Here is a 25,172-nt window from a genome sequence, read left to right as displayed (position 1 = left end):
CGAGCAGGCTACCCGAGCCCGGGTTCGACGACGGCCTCCGGGACCCGGTGCCCGGCCCGCTCCGCGGCGATCTCGGCCCGCAGGACGTCGAGGATCCGCCCGGCCGCCCCGGGCGGTCCGAACAGCTCCGCGACGTTCCGCTCCTGGACGGGCGCGAGCTCGTCGCCCTCCCGCAGCACGCGCTCCACGACCTCGCGCGCGCCCGCCGTGTCGTGCACGACGTGCGTGCCCGCCGCGATCCGCTCGCCGAGGTCCGTGAAGGGCCGGTGCCCGTCGCGCTCGACGAACACGACGGGCTTGTTCAGCACCTGGAACTCGGCGAGCATGCTCAGCCCGTCGGTCACCATGACGTCGGCGGCGGCGAGCACGGACGCGTAGCCGCCGCCCTGGACCACGCCGGTGTTCCCGAGCTCGGACCAGCGCGCGAGCCAGTCCTCGTACTGCGACGCGGTGTACCGCGACCCCTCGCGCGCCATGTAGGGCACGAGCGCCGGGTGCGGCATCCAGACGATCTCGGCGTCGCCCTGGCGCGCCCACTCGAGCATGTCCTCGGCGAGCTCGGGGAAGAGCCCGAACCGGGTCCAGCCCCCGCCGATCGAGTGGTGGGAGGACCAGACGACGCGCGGGCGCCGGGACTCGCGCTCGACGACGGGCCACGAGGGCCGCGCCGTGCGCAGCACGTCGAGCTTGGGGTGGCCCGTCACCCGGTAGCGGTCGGCGCCGCGGACGCCGTCGCGCGCGGCGGCGTCCCGCGTCTGCTCGTTGGTGCAGAAGACGAGCCAGGCCGCACGGTGCAGGTCGGCGTCCACCGCGGTGTTGACCGCCGGGGTCCGCGGGTCCGGGACGTTCACGACGAGGTTCATGGTCTCGTACGGCACGACGCACAGCCGCGCGAAGCCGAGCAGCGCGGTGGACAGCAGCGGGTCGACGTCCTGGTCCCACTGCGACTGCCGGATCACCACGTCCGGCTCGAGGAGCTTGACGAGCCGCAGCACGTCGTCGACGCGGTCCGCCGTCGCACGCAGGTGCGCGACCCCCCGGGCGAGGAGACCCTCGTGCACGAGGTCCTCGTCGCGCAGCTCGCCCTGCCCGCCGAAGTGGCGCGGGATGGTCACGATCACGGGGTCGAAGTCGTCGGACATCTCCATGAGCCGCACGAGGTCGTCGAGGCTGTCCCAGGCCTCGACGTGGTGGACGAGGAGCACGACGCGCGTCACGTCGTGCCGGAACGCCCCGCGGCGGGCGACGAGGTTGACCGTGTCGTGCAGCGCGGAGACCGCGCGCGCTCCCTGCCGGTCACGGGCCGCGGCGGAGCGCTCCACGGCGTCGAGCCGGTGCTGCAGCGCGGCGTGCTCGACGCGGAGGGCGTCCACGGTGCGCTGGAGGGAGGTCGTCGCCGACTCCACCCTCTGCGTCACCTCGTCCACGTGGACGAGTCGGTGCGCGAGCGACCGGACGGTGGTCATGACCTGACGTGCAGTGCGCACCCACATCTCCAGCCTCGGCGGGGCGGGCGAGAAGGGGCCCCCTCGCCCGTGGAAGCACAGGATAGTCGACCCGGACAGGTGCCCGGACAGCCCCGGACGTGCCCGGACGCGCGCCGACGGCCCGCCCACACAACACCTCCACGCGGTCGGCCCGCGCCCCGCGCGGGCGCCTCGCACGGTCGGCCTATGCTCGTTGCCCGTGACGTCCCGTTCCCGTGCCCGCAGTCGCCCCGCGACGGCCTCCCGGCCGCCGCGCGGGCCCGCGCACGCGCGGGCGCTGCGGGGCCACGGCGTCGCCCGCGCGGTCGGCTTCGCGGCCACCGCCGCCGTCGCGTTCGGCGCCGTCGGGGGCGCAGCGGCCCTGACGAGCATCCAGGGCAACATCTCCTCGTCGAGCGCGCTCGACCTTCTCGAGGACCGTCCCGAGCAGACGGCGCCCGACCCGGACGACCCGAACGCGGGCAAGCCCCTGAACATCCTCGTCATGGGCTCGGACGCGCGCGGCGGCGAGAACGGCCACGAGGTCGAGGGCGTCGAGGGCATGCGCTCCGACACGACGATCCTCCTGCACGTCGCGGCGGACCGCTCGCGGGTCGAGATGATCTCGATCCCGCGCGACTCGCGCGTCGACGTGCCGGCGTGCGCCACGACGAACGGGAAGACGACCGCGCCCGCGAACACGCGCTTCAACGCCGCGTTCGCGAACGGCGCGACGGTCGGCGGGGACGTCGGCTCCGCCGCCGCGTGCGCGGTGCAGACGGTCGAGAACCTCACCGACGTCTTCGTGGACGGCTTCGTCGTCGTCGACTTCGCGGGCTTCCAGAACATGGTCACCGCGATCGGGGGCGTGCCCATCTGCATCCCCGAGCCGATCGACTCCCCCAAGGCGGACCTCAGGCTCGACGCGGGGATGCAGACGCTCGACGGCGCCCAGGCGCTCGGGTTCGCGCGCGCCCGCTACGGCGTGGGCGACGGGTCGGACCTCAGCCGCATCGGGCGGCAGCAGCAGCTCCTCGCGGCGACGGCCAACCAGGTGCTGTCGAAGAACCTCCTGTCGGACCTCGGCCAGATCTACGGGTTCGTCGACGCGGGCACGCGCTCGCTGACCATGAGCGACAACCTGTCGTCCATCCCGAGCCTCGCCGGGCTCGCCTTCAGCCTCCGGGGCGCGACCAGTGGCAACATCACCTTCATGACGGTTCCCAACGCACCGGACCCGCGTGACCCGGACGCGACGGTCGTGTGGACCTCCGAGGCGGACGAGATGTGGGCCAAGGTCCGTGCCGACGAGCCCGTGGTGGCACCTCCGGCCGCCACCGGCGGGGAGCCGGAGCAGGACGAGGCGACGACGCCGCCGCCCGGCGAGGGCACCGGTGACGGTGACGCCGCCGACGCATCGGGGGACGACCATCAGGGGGCGGGCACCCAGACCGAGCCCACCCCCGTCCAGACGAAGGAAGCCGGCAAGGAGGCGTTCTCCGCCGCCGACGAGACCGCGCGGTGCGGGTGACACGATGACCGACCAGTCCCGCGACCCCCGGTCGCTCCCGCCGAGCTTCACGCCTCAGGGCGGCCGCTCCCCGCGCCCCGCGTCCGTCGACGACGCGATCGCCGTGGGGAACAGCGGGCGCGCCCCGCAGCGTCCCCGCCCCGGCCCCGACGACGCCGTCCGCGCCGAGCCGCGCATCCGGCGCCAGTCGTCGCGCGAGATCCCGGTGACGCCGTCGCGCCGCGGCACACCGCCGCCCGCTCCCCCCGCGCGCGGCACGCGCACCCGTCCCGACGCCGCGGCGTCGGCCCTGCCGCCGTCGGTCACCCCCGCGCGCGCACCGCAGCGCTCGACGGCGGCCCCCGCCCGCATCTCCTCGCCCCGCGCGAGCGCGCAGGCCGCGGTTCCCTCGACCCGCGGTCGCACGGGCGCCGCCCACCCGGCTCCCGCCCGGCCCGGCGGACCGGGCGGCGGCCGTCCGCCGTCGGGCACCGGCACGCCTCGCACCTCCGGTGGCGGCTTCCGTGTCCGCAGGGGCCGCGTCGTCGGGCTCGTCGCGTGCGTCCTGGTGCTCGCCCTCGTCGCGTGGCCCGTCGGCCTGCTCGTCTGGGCGAACGGCAAGATCCAGCACGTCGAGGCGCTCTCGGGCGCCCCGGGGACCCCCGGCAGCACGTTCCTCCTCGCGGGCTCGGACGCGCGCGGCGAGGGCATCAGCGAGGACGGCACCGAGGGCGCGCGCACCGACACGATCATGCTCCTGCACGCCCCCGCGAGCGGGCCGGTCGCGCTCATCAGCCTCCCGCGCGACACCTACGCCGAGATCCCGGGCAACGGCGCGAGCAAGCTCAACTCGGCGTACTCGTGGGGCGGCCCGCCCCTGCTGGTGCAGACGGTCGAGGAGCTCACCGGGCTCACCGTCGACCACTACGTCGAGGTGGGGTTCGGCGGCGTCGAGGGCATCGTCGACGCGGTCGGCGGCGTCGAGCTGTGCCTCGACTACGACGTGGACGACCCCAAGAGCGAGCTCGTGTGGTCCGCGGGGTGCCACGAGGCCGACGGTCACACCGCGCTCGCGTTCTCGCGCATGCGCTACTCGGACCCGAAGGGCGACATCGGGCGCGCCGAGCGCCAGCGCCAGGTGATCGGGGCCATCAGCTCGAAGGCGGCGAACCCGAGCATCCTCTTCCGGCCCGGCGACCAGGTCTCGCTCCTCGACTCCGGGATCGGGGCGCTCACGGTCGACGAGAGCACCGGCGTCGTCGACCTCGGCAAGCTCGCGCTCGCGTTCCGCAAGGCCAACGGGCCCGACGGGATCACGGGCACGCCGCCGATCTCGAACCCCGACTACCGCCCGGGCGGGAACGTCGGGTCGACCGTGCAGCTGGACCCCGAGACCGTGGGGCAGTTCTGGCTCGACATCCGCGACGGCAACCTGCCCCCGGGCCAGGTCGGGGGGCTCCCCGGCTAGTCGCGCGACGTCCTGGCGCGTAGCGCCTCGGACCGTCTTGGGGTGGGCAGCGCCCGGTCGGCTCAGGCGCCGAAGCCCGTGCGCTGCTCGCCCGAGCGCGAAGCGCGCAGCCGCGCGCCCTTGGCCCGTGCCTGGTCGCCCAGGTCGGCCTGGAAGGCGACCATCCGCTCGCGCAGGCGCACGGCGGCGTCGTCGGTGCCCGACGCGAGGATGCGCGCGGCGAGCAGGCCCGCGTTGCGCGCCCCGCCCACGGAGACGGTCGCGACGGGGACGCCCGCGGGCATCTGCACGATCGACAGGAGCGAGTCCATCCCGTCGAGGTGGCGCAGCGGCACCGGGACCCCGATCACCGGGAGCGGCGTGACGGCCGCGAGCATGCCCGGCAGGTGGGCCGCTCCCCCGGCGCCGGCGATGATCACGCGCAGGCCGCGCTCGGCGGCCGTCCGGCCGTAGTCGATCATCTCGACGGGCATGCGGTGCGCGGACACGACGTCGACCTCGACCGGGACGCCGAACTCGGCGAGCGCGTCGGCCGCCGCCTCCATGACGGGCCAGTCGGAGTCCGACCCCATGACGATGCCGACGACAGGGTTCTCGCTCATGCTCGCTCCTCGTTCGGGGTGCCCTCGGGGTCCTCGCCCCGCAGGACGGCGGCCGCGGCGAGCGCCCGACGCCGGACCTCGTCCAGGTCGTCGCCGCTCACGTTCACGTGGCCGAGCTTGCGCCCGGGGCGCACGCCCTTGCCGTACAGGTTGACCTTCGCGTCAGGGTACGCGGCGAGCACCGCGGGCAGCGCGTCGGTCAGCTCGTCGAGCGTCGAGCCGAGGACGTTCGCCATGACCGTCCACCGCGCGGTCGGGGCGGTGTCCCCGAGCGGGAGGTCGAGGACGGCGCGCAGGTGCTGCTCGAACTGGCTCGTCACCGCGCCGTCGATGGTCCAGTGCCCCGAGTTGTGCGGGCGCATCGCGAGCTCGTTGACGAGCACGCGCGGACCGTCCTCGCCCGCGACCTCGAACATCTCGACCGCGAGCACGCCGGTCACCCCGAGGCCCTCCGCGATCCGCACGGCGGCGTCGCGCGCGCGCTCCGCCTCGGCGTCGGTGAGGCCGGGAGCGGGCGCGATCACCTCGGCGCAGACGCCGTCGCGCTGGATCGACTCCACGACGGGCCACGTGCGCACCTCGCCGCGGCCCTCGGCGCCGCCGCTCGGTCGCCGCGCGACGAGCACCGCGAGCTCGCGCGTGAACGGCACCTTCTCCTCGACGAGCAGCTCGGGGCCGCCCGTGGCCGCCGCCTCGATCCACTCCGCGACCTGCTCGGGCCCGCCCGCGGCGAGCGACACGACGCGCACGCCCTTGCCGTCGTAACCGCCGCGCGCCGTCTTCACGACGGCCTCGCCACCGACCTCGGCGAGGAAGCCGGTCAGCGCGGTCCGGGCGTCCGCCGGGTCCGTGGGGAGCGCGGCCCAGCGCGGGCACGGCACGCCCAGCTCGGTGAGCCGGCGCCGCATGACGATCTTGTCCTGCGCGTGCACGAGCGCTTCCGGGCCGGGCCGCACGGGCGTCCCGTGCTCGAGGAGGTCGGTGAGCAGCGCGTTCGGGACGTGCTCGTGCTCGAACGTGAGGACGGCCGCAGGCGCGCCGTCGGCCGGGGCGATGAGGGCGCGGACCGCTGCCTCGTCGGATGCGGCGCCCACGGGCGCGTCGACCACGACCTGGGCGGCGGACGAGTCCGCGGCCTCGACGAGCACGCGCAGGTGCACACCGAGCTCGCCGGCCGCGGGGGCCATCATGCGTGCGAGCTGTCCTCCGCCGACCACGGCGATCACTGGGGCTGCCACGTGCACCCACCCTAGTGCCTGGGCGCCGCGCGCCCGCGCGCCGCCCGCTCGTCGGACGCCCGCGTCCCGGCGCCCGCCGGGGTACGGCCGCGGGACGCCCGGTAGCCTTGAGGGATGACGAGCGACCTGGACCGGCGGACGGAGGCCCTCGCGGCACCCGCGCCGCGCCGCGAGCGCGTGCTCGCCCGGGTGCGCGAGCTCGCGAAGTTCGGGTCCGTCGGCGCGGTCGCCTACGTCGTCGACCTCGGGCTGTTCAACCTGCTGAGCTTCGGCCCGGGCGAGGTCCTCGGGCACAAGCCCCTCACGGCCAAGGTCCTGTCGGTCGCGGTCGCGACGCTCGTCGCCTGGGTGGGCAACCGGTACTGGACCTTCTCCGCGCGACGCACGGCCACGCGCGGCCGCGAGCTCGCCGCGTTCGTCGTGGTCAACGTGGGCGGCATGCTCATCGCCGTCGGGTGCCTCGCCATCTCCACCTACGCGCTCGGCCTCACGTCGCCGCTCGCCAAGAACGTGTCCGCGAACGTCGTGGGTCTCGCGCTCGGCACCGCGTTCCGCTACCTGGCCTACCGCCGCCTCGTCTTCACGGGCGACCGGGCGCCCGATCCCGCCACGACGCCCGGCGCCTGATCCGGCGCCCGAGCCCGGTCCGGGGGCCGGGAAGCACCGGCCCGCCGGCGAGCAGGGAACCCCGTGACCGGGAGCCCGGTGAGCGGGGAGCGCGCGCCTCAGCCGCGGCGACGCCGCCGTCGACCGGACGCCACCACCGTGCCCGCGGGGAGCACCACGCGCGGGTCGAGGCGGCGCGGGACGCCCGCGAGGAACAGTGCGAACACCGCGGGGCGGCGCTGCGCGAGCTCGAGCCGGCCGCCGTCGGACGCCGCGAGGTCGCGCGCGAGGGCGAGGCCGAGGCCCGTGCCGGCCCCGGACGTGACCTCGCGCTCGAAGATGCGGGGCGCGAGGTCGTCGGGGACGCCGCCGCCCTCGTCGGAGACCTCGGTGACGATCGCGCCGCTCGTGCCCGACGGCCGCGCGCGGACCGTCGTCGTGCCGCCGCCGTGCTTGAGCGAGTTCTCGATGAGCGTGGCCAGCACCTGCGCGAGCGCGCCGGGAGTCGCGAGCACCTGGTACTCCGCGGGCACGTCGACGACGAGCCGGCGCCCGGCCTTCTCGAACGTCGGCACCCACTCCTCCTCCTGCTGGTGCACGACGTCGAGGAGGTTCACGGCCTCCGTCGTGCCGCCCTGCGCGCGGCGCGAGGAGGCGAGGAGGTCGTCGACGACCCCGACGAGCCGCTCGACCTGCTCAAGCGAGATCCGCGCCTCCTCCTGCACGTCCGGGTCGTCGGACGCGAGGGAGATCTCCTCGAGCCGCATGCTCAGCGCGGTGAGCGGCGTGCGGAGCTGGTGCGAGGCGTCGGCCGCGAACTGGCGCTCGGCCGCGAGGCGTCCCGCGAGCCGGTCCGAGCTGCGCGCCAGCTCGGCGGCGACGAGGTCGATCTCCTCGACGCCGGACGGCTCGAGCCGTGGGCGCACCTGTCCCGAGCCGAGCTGCTCCGCGGACGCCGCGAGGTACACGAGGGGCGCGGAGATGCGGTTGGCCTGCCACACCGCCATCCCGATGCCCGCGGCGAACGCGACGACGGCCGCCGCGACGACGAGCAGCACGACCTGCGCGGCCCGCAGGTAGGCGTCCCAGTAGGAGACGGTGAGCGTGACGAGCGCGCCGGACTCGGAGTGGACCGGCTGTTCGATCCCCCGGCCCGTGATCTCCTCACCGGCGGTGAGGACGGTGCCGTCGGGCAGGGTGACGTAGACCTGGGCGGGCGGGTCGCTCGCGCGGGGCTGGACCGCGTCCTCGATGACGTAGTCCGGGATGTCGTCCCCCGCGGCGAGGCGCGCGTCGATCGAGCGCGAGAGGCGCTCGACGCGCGACGTGACGTCGTCGACCTCGCCCTGGAGCACGAACCGCGCCCCGTAGAAGGCGAGCGGGAAGCCCAGGAGGATGACCGCGACGGCCACGGCCGCCACCGTCGCCTGCAGCATCCGACGCCGCACGCTTCCCCTCGCTCCCCGTGTCCTCGTCCCCGGTGGGTGTCGGTCAGCTCTCGCCGGTCTCGAAGCGGAAGCCGAGACCGCGGACGGTCGAGATGTAGCGCGGCGCGTTCGCGTCGTCGCCGAGCTTGCGGCGCAGCCACGACACGTGCATGTCCAGCGTCTTCGTCGACCCGACGGGCTCCGACCCCCACACGTCGCGCATCAGGGCGTCGCGTACGACGACCGACCCCGCGCTCGCGACGAGCACGCGCAGGAGCTCGAACTCCTTGGTGGTCAGGTGCAGCTCGCGGTCGCCCTGGAACGCCCGGTGCGCGGAGACGTCGATGCGCACGTCCTGCGCGGCGAGCTCCTCCTCGTCGACCTGCTCCCCGTGCGAGCGCCGCAGGAGCGCCCGGACGCGCGCGAGCAGCTCGGCGAGCCGGAACGGCTTCGTCACGTAGTCGTCCGCGCCCGCGTCGAGGCCCACGACGAGGTCCACCTCGTCGGCGCGCGCGGTGAGGACGAGCACCGGGGTGGTGAGGCCCTTGTGCCGGATCTCGCGGGCGACGTCGAGGCCGTCCATGTCCGGGAGGCCCAGGTCGAGCACGACGATGTCGGCGCCGCCGGCCGAGTCGATCGCCCCTTGACCTGTTCCTTGGACGACGACGTTATAACCCTCACGTGTCAGTGCGCGCGCCAAAGGTTCGGCAATCGCCGGGTCGTCCTCCGCTAGCAGTACGTGGGTCATTCGCTCATGCTAGGGCATCAGTACGACTTCGGTCCCATCGTGTCGCGTGAACTCTGCGACCCTGGTCGGACGCCCCGCGCGCACCCTCTGCCTAGGCTGGAGCGCATGGGATGGTACGAGCGGCTCGGGCAGTGGTCCGACCAGCACCGGTTCGGTGTGGACCTCACCGTCACGCTCGTCCTCGCCGTGGTGTTCGTCCCGGCGTCCGCGGCGTTCTCGGCGTCCGGGGCGAGCGGCTACGCGACGCACGGCGGGTGGGCGGCGTTCTGGGCCGTCCTGCTCCTCCTCCCCCTGCCGTGGCGGCGGTCGCGGCCGCTCGCGTCGGCGATCACGGTGTACGCGGTCGCGCTCGCGCACCTGCTCGCGGGCTACCTCCTCATCTTCCCCGCGGACTTCGCCGTGCTCGTCGCGCTCTACTCCGTCACGGTGTACGGGCCGCGCTGGGCGCACCGCACCGCGATCGCGTCCTCGCTCGCCGGCGCCGTCGTGCTGGGCGTCGCGCTCGGCCTCCTCTCGGGCCGCCTCGCCGACCTCGCCATGATGGTGTTCTTCACGTCCGCGTTCGGCGGCATGACGTTCCTCGCCGTCTGGGCGTTCGGACTCGTGCGGCGCTCGCGCCGCGAGACGATCGCCGCGCTCGTCGACCGCGCGGAGCGGCTCGAGGTCGAGCGCGACCAGCAGGCGCGGATCGCGACGGCCGCCGAGCGCGCACGCATCGCGCGCGAGATGCACGACATCGTCGCGCACTCGCTCTCCGTCATCATCGCCCAGGCCGACGGCGGCCGGTACGCCGCCGCGCACGACCCCGACGCCGCGGCCCGCGCGCTGACGACCGTGTCCGAGACCGGGCGCACGGCACTCGCCGACATGCGACGCCTGCTGGGCGTGCTGCGGTCCGAGGCGCCGCGGGTCCCCGGCCCGGCTCCCGCCGTCGGCCCGGGCGGCACGCTCGCGCTGCCCGCCGGCCGCGGCACCGCGCCGGGCGAGAGCGCCGGCTCGCCCTACGGCCCGCCCGCGTCCGGGCCGGCGAGCGGCGCGACGGCGGCGCTCGAGCGCGCGCCGCAGCCCGACACCGCGGACCTCGAGTCCCTCGTCGCGCAGGTCCGGGACAGCGGCCTGCGCGTGTCCTTCGTCCGCGTGGGCGACGCGCGGCAGCTCCCGCCCGGCGCGGGGCTCACGGTATACCGCGTGTGCCAGGAGGCCCTGACGAACGTGCTCAAGCACGCGGGCCCCGACCCGGAGGTCACGGTCGTCGTGCGCTGGGGCGCCACGACGCTCGACCTCGAGGTCGAGGACGACGGGCGCGGCGCCTCGACCGCGGCCGACACGGACGCGCGGCCCGGTGGCTACGGCGTGCTCGGGATGCGCGAGCGCGCCGCGCTCTTCGGCGGCACGGTCCAGGTCGGCCCGCGGCCGGGCGGCGGTTTCCGCGTGCACCTGCGCCTCCCCGTCCCGCCCGCCCCGGGTGCCGCGCCCGGCCCGGCAGCCGTGTCCGGCCCGGCGGCCACGACGGCCGTCCTGCCCGCGCCCGCGCCGTCGGGCAGGATGGGCCCCGCGCGCCCGCCCGGCGCGGCGGTCCCGCCGCCACCCCCGCCCCCGACGCCCGCCTGACGCGCCACCGCACCTCCCCGCGACCGGACCCCGGCCCGACCGACCGACAGGACACCATGACCGACGCCGTCCTCCCCGACGGGGCGTACGCCCCGGAGACCCACGACCCCGTGCGCATCGCGCTCGTCGACGACCAGCAGCTCGTGCGCGCGGGCTTTCGCATGGTCATCGACTCGCAGCCGGACCTCACCGTCGCGGTCGAGGCCGGGGACGGGCTGCAGGCGCTGCGCCTGCTCGCCGACCACCCCGTCGACGTCGTGCTCATGGACGTGCGCATGCCCCACCTCGACGGGCTGCAGACGACCGCGCGGCTCACCGCGGCGGCGGCCGACGGCGGCCACGCGCCCAAGGTCATCGTCCTCACCACGTTCGACCTCGACGAGTACGTGCTCGAGGCCATCCGCTCCGGCGCGAGCGGCTTCCTGCTCAAGGACGCCCCGCCCGAGGAGATGCTCGCCGCGATCCGCACGGTGCACCGCGGGGACGCGGTGATCGCGCCGTCGTCGACGCGCCGCCTGCTCGAGCACCTCGTCACGGCACTGCCCGCCGAGCAGGTCGAGGACTCGCCCGCGCACGCGGCCGTGGAAGGCCTCACCGAGCGCGAGCGCGAGGTGCTCGTGCTCATGGCGCGCGGTCGCTCCAACACCGAGATCGCGAGCGACCTCTTCGTCGCGGAGGCGACGGTCAAGACGCACGTCGGGCGCATCCTCGCCAAGCTCGGCGCGCGCGACCGCGTCCAGGCGGTCGTCACCGCGTACGAGACGGGGCTCGTGCGCCCCGGCGGCTGATCCGAGCGCGCCTCCGCGACCCCCCGACGCCCCGCCGGTCACCGCGACCCGCGGGGCGTCCGCGCGTCCGCCGCCAGGAGGGGCGCCGTCCGCGCGTCCGCCCTGGGTGGGGCGCCGTCCGCCCGGCGCGGGACGCGTCTACGACCACGGGATGACCCGCCCCGCGCGCAGGACCCGACCGTCGCCGGACGCGGCGGACCGCCCCCGCTCCGTAGCGTCGTCCACGATCCCGGCGCACGCCCTCGACCGCAGGTCGGGCGCGCCGCACGACCGACGACGACGCCCCAGGAGACGACGTGGACACCACCGTGTACCGACCCACCGACCCGGCCCCCGCCGGCCCGCCCGCGGTGCGGGCCCGCTCGCTGCGCAAGACCTACGGCAAGGGCGAGGCGGCGGTCCACGCGCTCGACGGCGTCGACGTCGACTTCGAGCGCGGTCACTTCACGGCCATCATGGGCCCGTCCGGCTCGGGCAAGTCGACGCTCATGCACCTGCTCGCGGGCCTCGACACGGCGACGAGCGGCCACGCCTTCATCGGCGACACCGAGGTCACCGGCCTGAACGACAACGCGCTCACGCAGCTGCGCCGCGACCGCGTGGGCTTCGTGTTCCAGTCGTTCAACCTCCTGCCCATGTTCACGGCCGAGCAGAACATCACGCTCCCCGTCGAGCTCGCGGGCGGCAAGGTCGACCGCGCGTGGCTCGACACGCTCGTGCGCACGCTGGGCCTCGAGGCGCGCCTCGCCCACCGCCCGAGCGAGCTGTCCGGCGGGCAGCAGCAGCGCGTCGCGATCGCGCGCGCCCTCATCGCCGGGCCCGAGGTCGTGTTCGCGGACGAGCCCACCGGCAACCTCGACTCGCGGTCGGGCGCCGAGGTGCTGAGCTTCCTGCGCCGCTCCGTCCGCGAGCTCGGCCGCACCATCATCATGGTCACGCACGACCCGACGGCCGCGGCGTACGCGGACCGCGTCGTGCTCATCGCCGACGGGCGGATCGCGGGCGACATCACCGACCCGACGCCCGAGTCGGTGCTCGCGGGGCTCGACGCCCTGCGCACGCTGGAGGCTCCCGGCGCCGACGTGTCGCAGGCGGTGCGCGCCTGATGCTCCGCCTCACCCTGGCGCAGATGCGCCGCAGCATCGGCCGCCTCGTCGCGGCCGGCGTCGCGATCGTCATCGGGACGGCGTTCGTCACGGCGACGCTCATCGCGGGCGACGTCATGACCCGGACCACGAACGACTCCATCGCGGCGCAGTTCGCGAGCGCGGACCTCGTCGTGTCCGCGCCGGCCGACCTGACCGCCGACGACGTCGACGCCCTGCGCTCCGTCCCGGGCGTGGACGCGGTCGACGCGGTGCAGTTCACCTACCTCGACCTGTCCCACGGCTCGAAGCGCGTGTTCCAGCTCGGCGTCCCCGCGCCGTCCGACCCCCGCTTCCAGGCCCTCGAGGTCGTCGAGGGCTCGATGCCGACCGCGACCGGGCAGGTCGCGCTCCCGGAGGCCGTGGCCGAGCGCCTGGGCGTCGGGATCGGCGACGCCGTCACGAGCTCGCGCAACGTGTGGGACGGCTCCGCGCCCGACGGCGGCGCGTACGAGGAGGTCCGCGACGAGCTGAGCGTCGTCGGCACGACCGCCGACCCGTACGGCGCGTACGCCCAGATGGGCGGCGCCGTCGTCGTGACGGCCGAGGACGTCGCCGCGTGGGAGGCCGCGCAGTCGATGCCCGACGAGCCCGCACGCACCTACTCGGCGGCCATGGTCGGCCTCGCGCCCGGCACGGACCTCGAGACCGTGCGCGCCGCGCTCGTGGCCGCGTCCCCGGACGAGGCCAAGGCCGTGACCCCGGACGAGCACGCGCAGGAGCAGGCGCGCAAGATGACCGGCGACCAGGACGTCTTCACCTACGTGATCCTCGGCTTCGCCGCGGTGGCCCTGCTCGTCGCCGCGCTCGTCATCACGAACACGTTCCAGGTGCTCGTCGCGCAGCGCACGCGCACGCTCGCCCTCCTGCGCGCCGTGGGCGCGAACCGGTCGCAGCTCGCGCGCTCCGTGCTGACCGAGGCGACGATCCTCGGCGTCGTGTCCTCGGTGGGCGGCATCCTGCTCGGTGCTCTGCTCACGCAGGTCGCGCTCCTCGTGGCCCGCGGCGCGGACCTGGGCGTCCCGATCCCGGCGACCATCGCCGTGACCCCCGTCGTCGTGCTCGTCCCGCTGCTCGTCGGCACGGTCGTGACCGTCGTGGCGTCGTTCGCCCCGGCCCGCGCCGCGACGCGCGTCGCCCCGCTCGAGGCGCTGCGCCCGGCCGACGCGCCGAGCCTCGCCCGTGGCGGCGGCCGCGCGCGCCTCGTCGTCGCGAGCCTGCTGACGGTCGCCGGCCTGGCCGTCCTCGGCGGAGGCATCTGGCTCGGCACCACCGGGAACCCCGAGATCGGTCTGCTCGCCGGCGTCGCAGGCGGCGCCCTGTCGTTCGTCGGCGTGCTCGTCGGTGCCGTGTTCTGGCTCCCCGGCGTCGTGTCCCTCGTCGGCCGCCTGCTCGCGGGCACCGGGTCGACGGCGCGCCTCGCCACCGCGAACACGCTGCGCAACCCGCGGCGCACGACCGCGACGAGCACCGCGCTGCTCATCGGCGTGACGCTCGTCGCGATGATGTCGACCGGTGCCGCGAGCGCCCGCACGTCGCTCGACACCGCGCTCGACGAGCAGTACCCGGTGGACGTCCTCGTCGCGACCGACCTCTACGGGTCCTCGGGCGAGGCCGTCCCGGGCGAGGCCGTGCGTGCCGTCTCCGGGAGCGAGGGCGTCGCGCGCGTCGTCGAGCTCGTCGCGGCGGAGGCGACGCTGCCGGACGGCACCCAGCTCACGGTCCACGGCGTCGACCCCGAGCAGGCGCGCGAGGTCGTCCGCACTCCTGAGTCGCTCGCGCCCCTGGCCGAGGGCACGCTCATGCTGTCCGAGCAGGAGGCCGAGTCGTGGGGCATCGCCGACGGCGAGCGGCTCGAGCTCACGGGGCCGGACGGCGCGACGCTCGACGTCGTGGCGCGGACCGGGGCGGTCGGGTGGTCGTGGCTCCTCGCGACGGACGACGCGCGGGCGCTCGACCCGGGTGCGGTCACGTCGCGCCTGTGGGTCGGTCTCGACGAGTCGGCCGACCCGACGCAGGCCGTCCCGGCCATCCAGGACGCGATCGTCGACGTGGACGTCCCGGTCGAGGTCGCGGGCGCGGCCGTCGAGCGCGCGCTCATGGAGAGCGTGATCGACACGATCCTCGGCGTCATCGTCGGGCTCCTCGCGGTCGCGGTCGTCATCGCGCTCATCGGCGTGGCGAACACGCTGTCGCTGTCGGTCATCGAGCGGCGGCGCGAGTCCGCGACGCTGCGCGCGATCGGCCTGAGCCGGGCGCAGCTGCGGTGGATGCTCGCGATCGAGGGCATGCTCATCGCGGGCGTCGGCGCCGTCCTCGGGATCGCGCTCGGGGTGCTGTACGGCTGGGCCGGCGCGGCGACCGCGCTGAGCATCATGGGCGACGTGTCGCTCGCGGTGCCGTGGCGGGACGTGGCCCTCGTGCTCGTCGTGGCGCTCGTCGCGGGGCTCGTGGCGTCGGTCGTGCCGGGCCGGACGGCGGCCCGCACCTCGCCGGTCGCGGCGCTCGCCGTGGACTGACCGGACGACGGGCCCACCGGCCCACTCTCGACGCGCGCCCCTGTGGACGGATCACCCGTCCAGAGGGGCGCGCTCGTGCGTGGAGCGGGGCGGCGTGCGCCCGGCACGATCGCGCGGTGCCGCTCGTCCTGCCACCCGCCGCGTCCGCCCACCCCGCCGGGCCGCCGCCCTCCGTCACGCCGGTCGCTGCGCCCGGCGCGCTGCGCGTGACCGTCCACCCCGGCACCGACGTCCTGCTCGACGCCGGTGCCCGCCTGGGCGACGCGCGCGCCGCGCTCGCGCGCCTCGCGTGCCGTCCCGAGCTCCGCACGGCGCCTCTGGTCGTGGACGGCGTCGCCGTCGACGACGACCAGCGGTGCGGCACCCGCCCCCTGCTCCCCGGCGCGACGCTCGCCGTCCGGGGTGGGCCGTCGACCGCCCGGGAGCCGTCCGGCGCCCGCCGGGGGTCGTCCGGCGCGGAGCCGGGAGGGGCGGGTGCGCACGGCGCCGACGACCCCGCACGCGCCGACGAGGTCCTCGCCGCCCCGCTGCACCTCGCGGTCGTGGGCGGCGCGGACGCCGGGCGCGTCGTCGCGCTGACGAGCGCGCGCGGCCGCGTCGTGCTCGACGGACTCGACGTCCGCTGGCGCGCCCGTCGCCGCGGGACCCGGGTCCGCGTCCGGGCGCCGCGGGGCACGCGTCGTGTCCCCGACGACGCCGGGACGCTCCTCGCGCGCTCCGTCCGGGCGGGCCGCGTGGTCCCGCGGTGGCGCACGACGGCGTGGCGCCCGGGTCACGCGCTCGTCGGCCCGCGCGGCGTCTACGCCCTGCGCCCGCGCCCCGGGCTCGCGCACGGACCGCGCACCGGACCGGCCCTGCCGACGACCGGCGGCACGAGCCCGGGCCGTCCGGGCGCCGCGCACCTCACGACCGCGCTCGCGCCGGTCGCCGCGTCGCTCGCCCTCGCGGCAGCCTTCCGTCAGCCGCTGTACGCGCTGCTCGCGCTGGTCGGGCCGCTCGCGCTCGTGGTGCCCGCGCTGGTCGAGGCGCGACGGCGCCGCGCCGCCGCTCGCCAGGGCGCCCTCGTCGTGGCCGAGCCCGGCGGGGGCGCACGTCCCGGGGTCGCCGACGCACCGGTGGCGGCGCACCTCGACCCGCTGCTTCCCCGGCCCGCCGACGTGCTGACGTGGGCCGCCGTCGCGCGGCTCGCACCCGCCGTGGGTGGTGCGCTCGGGCCCCGCCGGGACCTCGGCCGTTCCACCGGGAGGGCTCCCGGCGGCTCGGCCGGTGGGCCGTCGGGCGTGGGCGCGGTCGGGCCGGTGGCCGGAGACCCGGCCGGTGGCGACGCACCGGCCGGCCCGGTACCTCCCCGCCTCCCGGACGGGTGCCTCGCGGTCGTCGGGCCCCGGCCGCGGGCGCTCGGCGCCGCGCGCGCCGTGCTGGCCGAGCACCTGGCCGCGGGCGCCGCGCTCACCGTGCGGCACCCGCCACCCGCCGCGGCGGACTGGGCGTGGTGCCGGTGGCTGCCCGGTGCGTCGGCCGTCGCCGACCTCGCCGACGTCGTGCCGGGGAGCCCCGCGACCGCCGTCGCGCGGGCGGCGAGCGCCGTCGCGAGCCCCGCACCGTCCGACGCGCCCCGGGTCCCGGTCGCCGACGGGACGGCACCGTCCCGCGCACCCGGGGTCCTCGTCGTCGACGGGCACGCGCCGCCCGGCGAGCTCGCGACCGCGTGGGAGCGACTGCGCGCCGCGGGGACGGACCTCCTCCTCGTCGTCGAGGACGCCGCGCACGTCCCCGCGTGGTGTCGGACCGTGCTGGACGTCACCGGCGCTGCCGCGGTCCTCGTCGGCCCCGACGGCGCCCGGACGGAGCGCGAGCACGTCGCGGCGGGCACGGCGTGGGCCGAGGCGCTCGCGCGCCGCCTCGCCGCCGCGGCCCACCTCGGCCGCCTGGGCGGGACGCCGTCGGGCGGGGCCGACCCCGCGGACCCGACCGCCCCGTCGTTGCCGCCCGACGTCGCGCTCGGCCACCTGCTCGGCGCGCCCCGGGCGCGCCACGACCTCGCGGGATGGGTCGGCGCGCGCTGGGACGACGCGCCGCGCCGCGACCGGCGCGGCCTCCGCACCGTCCTCGGCGTCGACGCGGACGGACAAGCCGTGACGGTCGACCTCGTCGAGGACGGCCCGCACGTGCTCGTCGCCGGGACGACGGGCGCCGGGAAGTCGGAGCTGCTGCAGACCCTCGTCCTGGGGCTCGCGCTCGGGCGCTCCCCCGACGAGGTGACGTTCGCGCTCGTCGACTTCAAGGGCGGCACGAGCTTCGGGGCGTGCGGCCGCCTCCCGCACGTCGTGGGCCAGGTGACCGACCTCGACCCCGGCCTGGCCCGCCGCGCGCTCGACGGTCTGCGCGCCGAGCTCCACCGCCGCGAGCGCGTCCTCACGGCGGCCGGGGCGACGAGCGTCGACGACCTGCCGCGCGGTCGGCTGCCCCGGCTCGTCGTGGTCGTCGACGAGTTCCGCGCGCTCGCCGACGACCTGCCCGAGCTCCTCCCCGGTCTGCTGCGCGTCGCCGCTCAGGGGCGCGCGCTCGGGGTGCACCTCGTGCTCGCGACGCAGCGGCCGGCAGGAGCCGTGAGCGCGGACGTGCGCGCCAACATCACGCTGCGACTCGCCCTGCGGGTGGTCGACGTCGCCGACTCCCGGGACGTCGTCGAGTGTCCGCACGCCGCACTCGTCCCGGCGTGGGCGCCCGGGCGCCTCGTCCTGCGCCGCGGCGCGGAGCCTCCCCTCGCCGTGCAGTGCGCCCGCGCGAGCGGCGAGACGCCCGCCGCGGCGCCCGGGGCGCGGCTCGCACCGCCGTGGCACGTCCCCCGCAGCGCGACGCCGAGCCTGTCGGGCGGCGGTCCGACCGGTCGCCGCGCGGTCCCGTCGGGAGACCTGACCGTGGGTGACCGGTCGGCCGGCCCTCCGTCGGGCGACGCGACGGCGGGCGACGCGACGGCTGGCGATGCGCTCGCACGTCTCGTGGACGCGGCGCGCGAGGTCGCCGCGCGCCGCGGCGCGCGCACGCCGCCGCCACCCTGGCTCCCTCCACTGCCGACGCACGTCGGTGCGGACGAGCTCGAGCGCGCCGAGGTCGGGCCGAGCGGTTCCGCCGTCGGGCAGGACGGTGCTGACAGGTCCGGCGCGAGCGACCCTGCGGGGCTGCCTCTCGCGCTCGGCGACGTGCCCGCGCAGCAACGCCGCGCGGTGCTCCGGTGGGACCCGACCGACGGGCACCTCGCGGTGCTCGGCCGCGCCCGGTCGGGCCGCACGAGCGCGCTGCGTACCGCGGCGTGGGCGGCGCTCGAGCGCGGATGGGCGGTCCACGCCGTCGGGGCGTTCGCCGACCTCTCGTCACACCCCGGGACGGGCACGGTCGTGGGCCGCGGCGACGTGCGCCGGCTCGTCCGGCTCCTGCGGCTCCTCGCCGGTCACGACGACGCCCAGGGACGGCCGCCCGGCCTCGTTGGTCACGACGACGCCCAGGGACGGCCGCCCGGCCTCGCCGGTCCCGACCGCGGGCAGCCGCCAGGCGCCACCGCTCACCACGACGGGCAATCGTCCGGCCCTGCCGGCACCGGGGCGCGGAGGCTCCTCGTCGTCGACGACGTCGAGGCGGTCCGGGCCGCGCTCGCGGACGTGGCCGGTGGCGCGGGCGCCGACCTGCTCGCCGACGTCCTCGCCGAGGGCACCACCGCGGTCGCGCTGGCGGGGAGCGGGCCGACGGTCGGCGGGCTCGCGGCCCACGTCGGCGTGCGCGTGGTCCTCGCGTCGCGCGACCGCCACGACGACGTGTCGCTCGGCGTCCCGAGCGCGCTCGCCGGGCAGGGGGGTCCTGCCGGCCGCGCGGTCTGGCTCGGGCCGGACGACCCGCTGCTGTGCCAGGTCGCGCTGCCGCGGGCCGCCGAACCGGGCCCGGAGACGGACCCGCCCGTGCGCCCGACCCCCGACGCCGACGCCGACGCGCGACCCGGCGGGCGAGCGCACCTCCGTGCGCAGGTGCGTGAGAGCGGCGAAGAGCCGGGCACGGTACGCGTCACCGGCGGGTGGCCGGGCGTGATGCGCCTCGCGCGGCTCCCCGACCGCGTCGACGCGTCCGACCTCGACCGCTCCGACCCGCACCTGCACCTGGACCCCGCCCGGCCGCCGCAGCCGGGGTCGAGCGTGGGACCCGGCCCGGGCGCAGGCCCTCCCGACGACCGCCGCGCGGGCCCCGCGAGCGCGGAAGGATTGCGGGTGCTGGTCGGGCTCGGCGGGGACGACGCCCGCACCCTGTCGCTCGACGTGTCGCGCGGAGCGCTCGTGGTCGGCCCGCCGGGCAGCGGTCGCACGAGCGCGCTGCGGCTCGTGGTCCAGCAGGTCGCGCGCGCCGGTGCGCTGCGGGGCGTCGTCGCCCGTGACGGCGCGGTCGCCGCGCTCGCGCCGCGCGGCACGCCGACGGCGCGGCGGTTCACCCCGTCGGAGGTCGCCGCGCTGCTCGACGCCGTCGCTGCCTCCGGCCCGCCCGTCCACCCGCCCCGCAGACCGTCCGGCGACCCGACACACGCCCCGTCCGGCGGCGGCGACCCGACTCACGGCCCGACCGGCGGCGGCGCTGCGCCCGGCGTGGTCGCGGTCGACGACCTGGACGTGCTCGCCCAGCTGTGCGTCCTCGAGGCCGACCGTCTCGCGACGCTGGCCCGGGACGGGATCGTGCTCGTCGCGACGGCGACCACCGCGAGCGCCGCGACGGCGCTGCGTGGGCCGCTCGCCGACCTGCGGGGCGCCCGGACCGGCGTCGTGCTGGCCCCGGGCGAGCGCGGCAGCTCCGAGGTGTTCGGGCACTCCCTCGCCTGGCTCGCCGAGCCGGGGCGCCCACGTCCGGGCCGCGGCGTGCTCGTCGACGGCGCGCGTCTCGCGCCCGTCCAGGTCGCGGTCCCGTGACGCCGGGGGCGGCACCCCGGCAGCGGTCGGGCTCAGGTGTCGCGGCGGCTCAGGAGGCCGGTCGCGCGTCCCGCGTCGTCGCCTCGACCACGGGGCGCAGCATGAGCAGGACGAGCACCGCGAGCGCGAGCACGAGGGCCGCGACGACCCACGGCGTCACCCCGACCTGCAGGGACGAGACGGCGACGACGCCCTGGAGGATCTGCCAGGTCGCGACCGGGGAGCGCGCCCAGCGCTGGCCCCCCAGCAGGCCGCGCACGCTCGCGGCGAGCACGGCCGCGACACCGAGCGCGAAGACCACGAGGAACCCGCTCACGCCCACGGACTGCGACCCGCCACGGACGAGCTCGACGAGGATGAGGAGGGCACCCACCACGAGGGCGACGATCTCGACGCCGACGCCCGCCACGAGCGCCGTGAGCGCGGCCGGCCGCGACGAGGGGCCGCCGGGGGGCGGCGTCGGGCGCGGTTCGGGCGATGCTGCGGAACGGTCGCGGGAGGGCACGAGAACCCAGCGTACGCGCCGACCTGCGGCTTCACACCCGTGTGACGAAGACCTCACGATTCATGCAGCGGAAACTTTCTCGTCACCTCTTGTGCTGTGCTTCACGAGGTGTGAACCTGGTTCAAGCATCAATCACCCCCGCCTCGAGCCTTGGTCCGGGCAGACCCATGCCGGGCTGCCCCGCGACGAGTCATCACCTCGCGACCAGGCTCCCCTCTGCCAAGGAGACGACGATCATGGACTGGCGCCACCGCGCAGCCTGCCTCGACGAAGACCCCGAGCTCTTCTTCCCGATCGGCAACACGGGGCCTGCGCTCCTGCAGATCGAGGAGGCGAAGGCCGTGTGCCGCCGCTGCGACGTGGTCGACACGTGCCTGAAGTGGGCCATCGAGTCCGGCCAGGACGCCGGCGTCTGGGGAGGCCTGTCCGAGGACGAGCGCCGCGCGCTCAAGCGGCGCACCGCCCGCGCGCGCCGCGCCGGCTGAGCCCCACCCCGCGTCGAGAACGTCGACCACGGGCCGTCACCCTCGCGGGTGGCGGCCCGTCGTCGTTCCCGCACCCGGCCGGCGGCCCGGCACCACCGCCCACGCGACGGCGCGTCTGCGGCCGACGTGCACCGCAGCCCCGACGGCACGACAGCCCGGCCGGCGCGACCGGCCGGCACGTCATCCGCGCCGACGTGCAGCAGCGCCGTCCCCCGACGCGCGCATCCTTCGCCGTCAGCCCCGCCGGCTCACGTCCCGCAGGACGGCCGTCAGCCCTGCCGGTTCGCGTCGCGCAGGACGAGGGAGAGCACGACCTGCGTGCCGCCGCCCGGCCGCGGCGACCACTCGATCGTCCCGCCGAGCTCGTTCGTCACGAGCGTCCGCACGATCTGCGTCCCGAGGCCGCTCTTGGCCGCCTTGCCCGCCCGGGCGACGTCGCCGTCGGGCATGCCCACGCCGTCGTCCGCGACCACGACGCGCAGCGCGGACCCGTCGCGCTCGACCGCGACCTCGACCGTCCCCGCGTCCTGCTTGGCGAGCCCGTGCTCGACGGCGTTCGTGACGAGCTCGGTGAGGATGAGCGCGAGCGGGGTCGCGTCCTCGGCGGGGACGAGGCCGAAGCTGCCGGTGCGGACGGTGCGGACGCTCGTGTCGGCGGACGCGACGTCGGCGGCGAGGCGCAGGGCGCGCCCCACCATGTCGTCGAACTCGACCTCCTCGTCGAGCGTCTGCGACAGGCTCTCGTGGACGAGCGCGATCGTCGCGACGCGTCGCATGGCCTCCTCGAGCGCGGCGCGCGCCTCGGGCACGTCCATGCGGCGGGCCTGGAGCCGCAGGAGCGCGGCGACGGTCTGCAGGTTGTTCTTCACGCGGTGGTGGATCTCGCGGATCGTCGCGTCCTTGGTGATGAGCTCGCGCTCGCGGCGACGCAGCTCCGACACGTCGCGGCACAGCAGCACCGCGCCGATGCGCTGGCCCGACTCCGTGAGCGGGAGCGCGCGCAGCGAGAGCGCGACGCGCTGCGCCTCGATCTCGGTGCGCCACGGCGCGCGGCCCATGACCACGAGCGGGAGGGACTCGTCGACCGGCGTCTGGTGCTCGATGAGGTCCGCGGTGACCTCGGCGAGCGAGCGCCCGACGAGCGGGCCGATGACGCCGAGCCGGTGGAAGCAGCTCAGCGCGTTCGGGCTCGCGTAGAGGACCTCGCCCTCGGAGTTGAGCCGGATGAGGCCGTCGCCGACGCGCGGGGCGCCGCGCCGCGGGCCCGTCGCGGCGTTGGGGAACGGGAACTCGCCACGCGAGATCATCGCGATGAGGTCGTCCGCGGCCTCGACGTAGTTGAGCTCGAGCCGGCTGGGCGTGCGCCCGCTGCCGAGGTTCGTCTGCCGCGCGACGACCGCGATCGCCCGCCCGTCGTGCACGACGGGGATGGCCTCCTCACGGACCGCGTACGCGCCGAACCAGCGCGGCTCGCGCGAGCGCTGCGAGCGCGCCTCGGTGAGGGCGCGCTCGAGCTGGGGGCGCTGGCCCTCGGGCGCGAGCGACCCGACGATGTCGTCGTAGTGCACGGTCGCACCGGTCGACGGGCGACACTGCGAGACGGCGACGAAGTTGCCGTCCGTCGTGGGGAGCCACAGCACGAGGTCGGCGAACGCGAGGTCGGAGATCACCTGCCAGTCCCCCACGAGCAGGTGCAACCACTCGTTGTCCGCCGGGCCGAGGTCGGCGTGGCGGGAGATGAGATCACTCATGGCAGACACGGACCCCAGCGTAGAGGGGTCGGACCGGTAGAGTCCCCATCAGCGCCCGCACGCGGTCGCCCGAACCGTCGCCCGAACCGTCGACCGACCCGTCGCCCGGCCCCATGAGGGTCGGCGAGGGCCCGAGGAGGTCCCGTGCACCTGAGCGTCGAGCTCCGCTATCCCGCCCCCGTCCCCGCCGTCGGCGCGATGCTCGCGGACGAGGAGTTCGTCCGGTGGCGCGCGGCCCGGTCGGGCGGGTCCGGCGCGCACGTCGAGCAGGTCGACGTCACGGGCGGGCCCGTCGAGGGCTTCACGGTGACGGTGCGCCGCACCCTGCCGACGGACCAGATCCCGGCGCACGTGCGCTCGTTCGTGGGCGGGCAGCTCGAGATCCGCCAGGCCGAGGCGTACGAGCCTCAGCGCGACGGCGAGCGGGCCGGCACGGTCTCGCTCGAGATCACCGGCGCCCCGGTGCGCCTCACCGGCACCGTGACGCTCTCCCCCGACGGCGACGGGACCGTCCAGCGCTACGACGGCGACGTCAAGGCGTCGGTGCCGTTGTTCGGCAGCGCGATCGAGCAGGCCGCCGCCGAGGCGGTGCGCACCGCGCTCGCGGCCGAGGAGTCCGCCGGGCGCGAGTGGCTCGCGCGCTGACCCGGTAGCCGCGCTCCGGGGGCGGTCTCGAACCGGTAACGATTTCCCCGGACACCGACCGGCCGGTAGGGACCCGCGTCGCGCTGACCTGCGGAAACGTCCGAGTGGGAGCGCGACCACACCGCGCCCCTCACAGCCTGCGGCTTGACACGGATTCCCCGGGGAACGCACCATCGGGCCGTTGTGTGGAAGCGCTACCACTTAGGAGTGGGAGCGCTGCCACGACCCCGCCCCACCGACAAGGGAGTCACCGTGCTGAGCAGCACCCGTACGACCCGCCGGCCCCGCAAGGCGATCGCCGCCGTCGCAGGCCTCGCGGCCATCACCCTCACCCTGACCGCGTGCTCGAGCGGGTCCGGCTCGGACGACGCCGAGACGGGCTCGGGCGACGAGAAGATCACGCTCACGGTCGCCACGTTCAACGACTTCGGCTACTCGGACGAGCTCCTGGCGGCGTACTCGGAGTCGCACCCGAACGTCACCGTCAAGCAGACCAAGGCCGCGAAGTCCGAGGACGCGCGGACCAACCTCACGACCAAGCTCGCCGCCGGCGGCGAGGGCCTGGCCGACATCGAGGCCATCGAGGTCGACTGGCTCCCCGAGCTCATGCAGTACCCCGACCTCTTCACCGACCTCATCGACCCCGAGCTCGAGGGTCGCTGGGTGGACTGGAAGGTCCAGCAGGCGACGACGACCGACGGCAAGGTCATCGGCTACGGCACCGACATCGGCCCGAGCGCGATCTGCTACCGCCAGGACCTCTTCGAGGCCGCGGGCCTGCCGAGCGACCCCGCCGCCGTGGCCGAGCTCCTCGGTGGCGAGGACGCCACGTGGGACGACTACTTCGCCGCGGGCGCGACCTTCGTCGCCGCGAGCGACTCCGCCTGGTACGACTCGGCGATGTCCATCTCGCAGGCCATGGTCAACCAGATCGACAACGCCTACGAGGAGTCCGACGGCACGCCCAAGGACCTCGCGACGAACCAGCCGATCATCGACATCTACGACACGGTCGTCGAGCAGTCGACGACGAACGGCCTCTCCGCGGGCCTCGAGCAGTGGTCGGGTGACTGGGACGCCGCGTTCCAGAACGACGGCTTCGCGACGATGATCTGCCCCGCGTGGATGACCGGCCCGGTCGAGGAGCGCTCGGGCGGCGTCACCGGCTGGAACGTCGCGGACGTCTTCCCCGGCGGCGGCCTCAACTGGGGCGGCTCGTTCCTCACGGTCCCGGCCTCGGGCCCCAACGCCGAGGCGGCCAAGGAGCTCGCCGCGTGGCTGACCGACCCGGCGCAGCAGACGACGGCGTTCGAGAACGCGGGCACGTTCCCGTCGCAGCTCGAGGCGCAGGAGTCCGACGCCGTGCAGTCGTTCACGAACGACTTCTTCAACGACGCCCCGGTCGGCCAGATCTTCGTCAACCGTGCGCTCGCGATCGACGGCGCGCCGTTCAAGGGCGCGAACTACTTCTCGATCCACCAGACCGTCCAGGACGGTATCAAGCGCGTGGACGTCGAGAAGACGGACGACGCCGCGTCCTCGTGGCAGAAGACGCTCCAGTCCTTCCAGGACCTGGGCCTGTGACCTGACGGGGCCGGGGGGGGCGCCCCCCCACCCCCCGTCGCCGTAAACCCCCCCCCCGCGCGCCGCGGGCCGCGGCGGCCCGCGCAACGGGCGGCCCGGCGGGGGCGACCGGGGGGGCGGGGGGGGCCCCC

The 25,172-nt window shown here is 76.2% G+C and carries 18 protein-coding genes; 11 read left to right on the top strand and 7 right to left on the bottom strand.

Translation table 11 applies throughout. The features are described from left to right. Positions 1 to 8: 8 nt before the first annotated feature. The gene (locus tag GYH36_RS14425) at positions 9 to 1,487 is read right to left on the bottom strand and encodes a UDP-N-acetyl glucosamine 2-epimerase (RefSeq protein WP_162290188.1); all 1,479 of its coding nucleotides are present in this window, start codon (positions 1,485 to 1,487) and stop codon (positions 9 to 11) included. A gap of 199 nt (positions 1,488 to 1,686) precedes the next feature. Between GYH36_RS14425 and GYH36_RS14420 the strand changes: the two genes are divergently transcribed. Both GYH36_RS14420 and GYH36_RS14415 read left to right on the top strand, forming a co-directional pair. Next, positions 1,687 to 2,997 carry an LCP family protein gene (locus GYH36_RS14420; RefSeq protein WP_312028649.1) on the top strand — a complete coding sequence of 437 codons (1,311 nt, stop codon included), beginning with the start codon at positions 1,687 to 1,689 and terminating at the stop codon, positions 2,995 to 2,997. Positions 2,998 to 3,001: 4 nt separating this feature from the next. After that, entirely contained in the window at positions 3,002 to 4,444 is a 1,443-nt protein-coding gene (locus GYH36_RS14415) for an LCP family protein (RefSeq protein WP_162290187.1), read from the top strand. 62 nt (positions 4,445 to 4,506) lie between these two features. Here GYH36_RS14415 and purE read toward each other — a convergent pair whose 3' ends face one another. Together purE and GYH36_RS14405 are read right to left on the bottom strand one after the other, a co-directional pair. After that, positions 4,507 to 5,046 carry a 5-(carboxyamino)imidazole ribonucleotide mutase gene (gene purE, locus GYH36_RS14410; RefSeq protein WP_162290186.1) on the bottom strand — a complete coding sequence of 180 codons (540 nt, stop codon included), beginning with the start codon at positions 5,044 to 5,046 and terminating at the stop codon, positions 4,507 to 4,509. Continuing rightward, on the bottom strand, positions 5,043 to 6,284 hold the full coding sequence (locus tag GYH36_RS14405; RefSeq protein ID WP_115943018.1) for a 5-(carboxyamino)imidazole ribonucleotide synthase: 1,242 nt from the start codon (positions 6,282 to 6,284) through the stop codon (positions 5,043 to 5,045). The genes purE and GYH36_RS14405 overlap by 4 nt, the downstream gene beginning before the upstream one ends. Positions 6,285 to 6,398: 114 nt before the next feature. Here GYH36_RS14405 and GYH36_RS14400 point away from each other — a divergent pair, with 114 nt between their 5' ends. Then, complete coding sequence (locus GYH36_RS14400) at positions 6,399 to 6,911, top strand: GtrA family protein (RefSeq protein WP_115943019.1); 513 nt, start codon at positions 6,399 to 6,401, stop codon at positions 6,909 to 6,911. Between the two features lie 98 nt (positions 6,912 to 7,009). Here GYH36_RS14400 and GYH36_RS14395 read toward each other — a convergent pair whose 3' ends face one another. Beyond that, entirely contained in the window at positions 7,010 to 8,338 is a 1,329-nt protein-coding gene (locus GYH36_RS14395) for a sensor histidine kinase (RefSeq protein ID WP_162290185.1), read from the bottom strand. Positions 8,339 to 8,381: 43 nt separating this feature from the next. Next, a complete protein-coding gene (locus GYH36_RS14390) occupies positions 8,382 to 9,065 on the bottom strand; it encodes a response regulator transcription factor (protein WP_024839406.1) in 684 nt (227 codons plus the stop codon). A 105-nt stretch (positions 9,066 to 9,170) separates the two neighbouring features. Here GYH36_RS14390 and GYH36_RS14385 point away from each other — a divergent pair, with 105 nt between their 5' ends. The 5 genes from GYH36_RS14385 (at position 9,171) to GYH36_RS20365 (ending at position 20,071) form a co-directional block, all read left to right on the top strand. After that, a complete protein-coding gene (locus GYH36_RS14385) occupies positions 9,171 to 10,676 on the top strand; it encodes a sensor histidine kinase (protein ID WP_115943020.1) in 1,506 nt (501 codons plus the stop codon). A gap of 56 nt (positions 10,677 to 10,732) precedes the next feature. After that, a complete protein-coding gene (locus GYH36_RS14380; RefSeq protein ID WP_115943021.1) occupies positions 10,733 to 11,464 on the top strand; it encodes a response regulator in 732 nt (243 codons plus the stop codon). A gap of 296 nt (positions 11,465 to 11,760) precedes the next feature. After that, positions 11,761 to 12,570, top strand: coding sequence for an ABC transporter ATP-binding protein (locus GYH36_RS14375; protein WP_024839409.1), 810 nt, complete (start codon positions 11,761 to 11,763; stop codon positions 12,568 to 12,570). Beyond that, entirely contained in the window at positions 12,570 to 15,128 is a 2,559-nt protein-coding gene (locus tag GYH36_RS14370) for an ABC transporter permease (protein ID WP_155098520.1), read from the top strand. The genes GYH36_RS14375 and GYH36_RS14370 overlap by 1 nt, the downstream gene beginning before the upstream one ends. 116 nt (positions 15,129 to 15,244) lie before the next feature. Beyond that, positions 15,245 to 20,071 carry an FtsK/SpoIIIE domain-containing protein gene (locus GYH36_RS20365; protein WP_162290184.1) on the top strand — a complete coding sequence of 1,609 codons (4,827 nt, stop codon included), beginning with the start codon at positions 15,245 to 15,247 and terminating at the stop codon, positions 20,069 to 20,071. Between the two features lie 49 nt (positions 20,072 to 20,120). Here GYH36_RS20365 and GYH36_RS14360 read toward each other — a convergent pair whose 3' ends face one another. Continuing rightward, complete coding sequence (locus GYH36_RS14360) at positions 20,121 to 20,576, bottom strand: hypothetical protein (RefSeq protein WP_162290183.1); 456 nt, start codon at positions 20,574 to 20,576, stop codon at positions 20,121 to 20,123. A 236-nt stretch (positions 20,577 to 20,812) separates the two neighbouring features. On the opposite strand from GYH36_RS14360, the gene GYH36_RS14355 reads away from it, so the two are divergent. After that, on the top strand, positions 20,813 to 21,061 hold the full coding sequence (locus GYH36_RS14355; protein WP_021481972.1) for a WhiB family transcriptional regulator: 249 nt from the start codon (positions 20,813 to 20,815) through the stop codon (positions 21,059 to 21,061). A 269-nt stretch (positions 21,062 to 21,330) separates the two neighbouring features. On the opposite strand, the gene GYH36_RS14350 is transcribed toward GYH36_RS14355, so the two are convergent. Next, on the bottom strand, positions 21,331 to 22,812 hold the full coding sequence (locus tag GYH36_RS14350) for a sensor histidine kinase (protein WP_162290190.1): 1,482 nt from the start codon (positions 22,810 to 22,812) through the stop codon (positions 21,331 to 21,333). 144 nt (positions 22,813 to 22,956) lie between these two features. Here GYH36_RS14350 and GYH36_RS14345 point away from each other — a divergent pair, with 144 nt between their 5' ends. Together GYH36_RS14345 and GYH36_RS14340 are read left to right on the top strand one after the other, a co-directional pair. Continuing rightward, complete coding sequence (locus GYH36_RS14345; protein ID WP_162290182.1) at positions 22,957 to 23,457, top strand: DUF2505 domain-containing protein; 501 nt, start codon at positions 22,957 to 22,959, stop codon at positions 23,455 to 23,457. Between the two features lie 252 nt (positions 23,458 to 23,709). Beyond that, positions 23,710 to 25,041, top strand: coding sequence for an ABC transporter substrate-binding protein (locus GYH36_RS14340; protein WP_162290181.1), 1,332 nt, complete (start codon positions 23,710 to 23,712; stop codon positions 25,039 to 25,041). Positions 25,042 to 25,172: the final 131 nt, after the last annotated feature.

The organism is Cellulosimicrobium composti (genome assembly GCF_010287905.1).
Classification (GTDB): Bacteria; Actinomycetota; Actinomycetes; order Actinomycetales; family Cellulomonadaceae; genus Cellulosimicrobium; species Cellulosimicrobium composti.
Note: the sequence above shows the minus strand (reverse complement) of the source record. Positions and strands in the feature narration are given on the sequence as shown.

Excerpts from the sequence above, each read along its gene's own strand:
- purE (WP_162290186.1), bottom strand. The coding sequence starts at position 5,046 with ATGAGCGAGAACCCTGTCGTCGGCATCGTCATGGGGTCGGACTCCGAC.
- GYH36_RS14415 (WP_162290187.1), top strand. The coding sequence starts at position 3,002 with ATGACCGACCAGTCCCGCGACCCCCGGTCGCTCCCGCCGAGCTTCACG.
- GYH36_RS14355 (WP_021481972.1), top strand. The coding sequence starts at position 20,813 with ATGGACTGGCGCCACCGCGCAGCCTGCCTCGACGAAGACCCCGAGCTC.
- GYH36_RS14400 (WP_115943019.1), top strand. The coding sequence starts at position 6,399 with ATGACGAGCGACCTGGACCGGCGGACGGAGGCCCTCGCGGCACCCGCG.
- GYH36_RS14350 (WP_162290190.1), bottom strand. The coding sequence starts at position 22,812 with ATGAGTGATCTCATCTCCCGCCACGCCGACCTCGGCCCGGCGGACAAC.
- GYH36_RS14390 (WP_024839406.1), bottom strand. The coding sequence starts at position 9,065 with ATGACCCACGTACTGCTAGCGGAGGACGACCCGGCGATTGCCGAACCT.
- GYH36_RS14370 (WP_155098520.1), top strand. The coding sequence starts at position 12,570 with ATGCTCCGCCTCACCCTGGCGCAGATGCGCCGCAGCATCGGCCGCCTC.
- GYH36_RS14380 (WP_115943021.1), top strand. The coding sequence starts at position 10,733 with ATGACCGACGCCGTCCTCCCCGACGGGGCGTACGCCCCGGAGACCCAC.
- GYH36_RS14385 (WP_115943020.1), top strand. The coding sequence starts at position 9,171 with ATGGGATGGTACGAGCGGCTCGGGCAGTGGTCCGACCAGCACCGGTTC.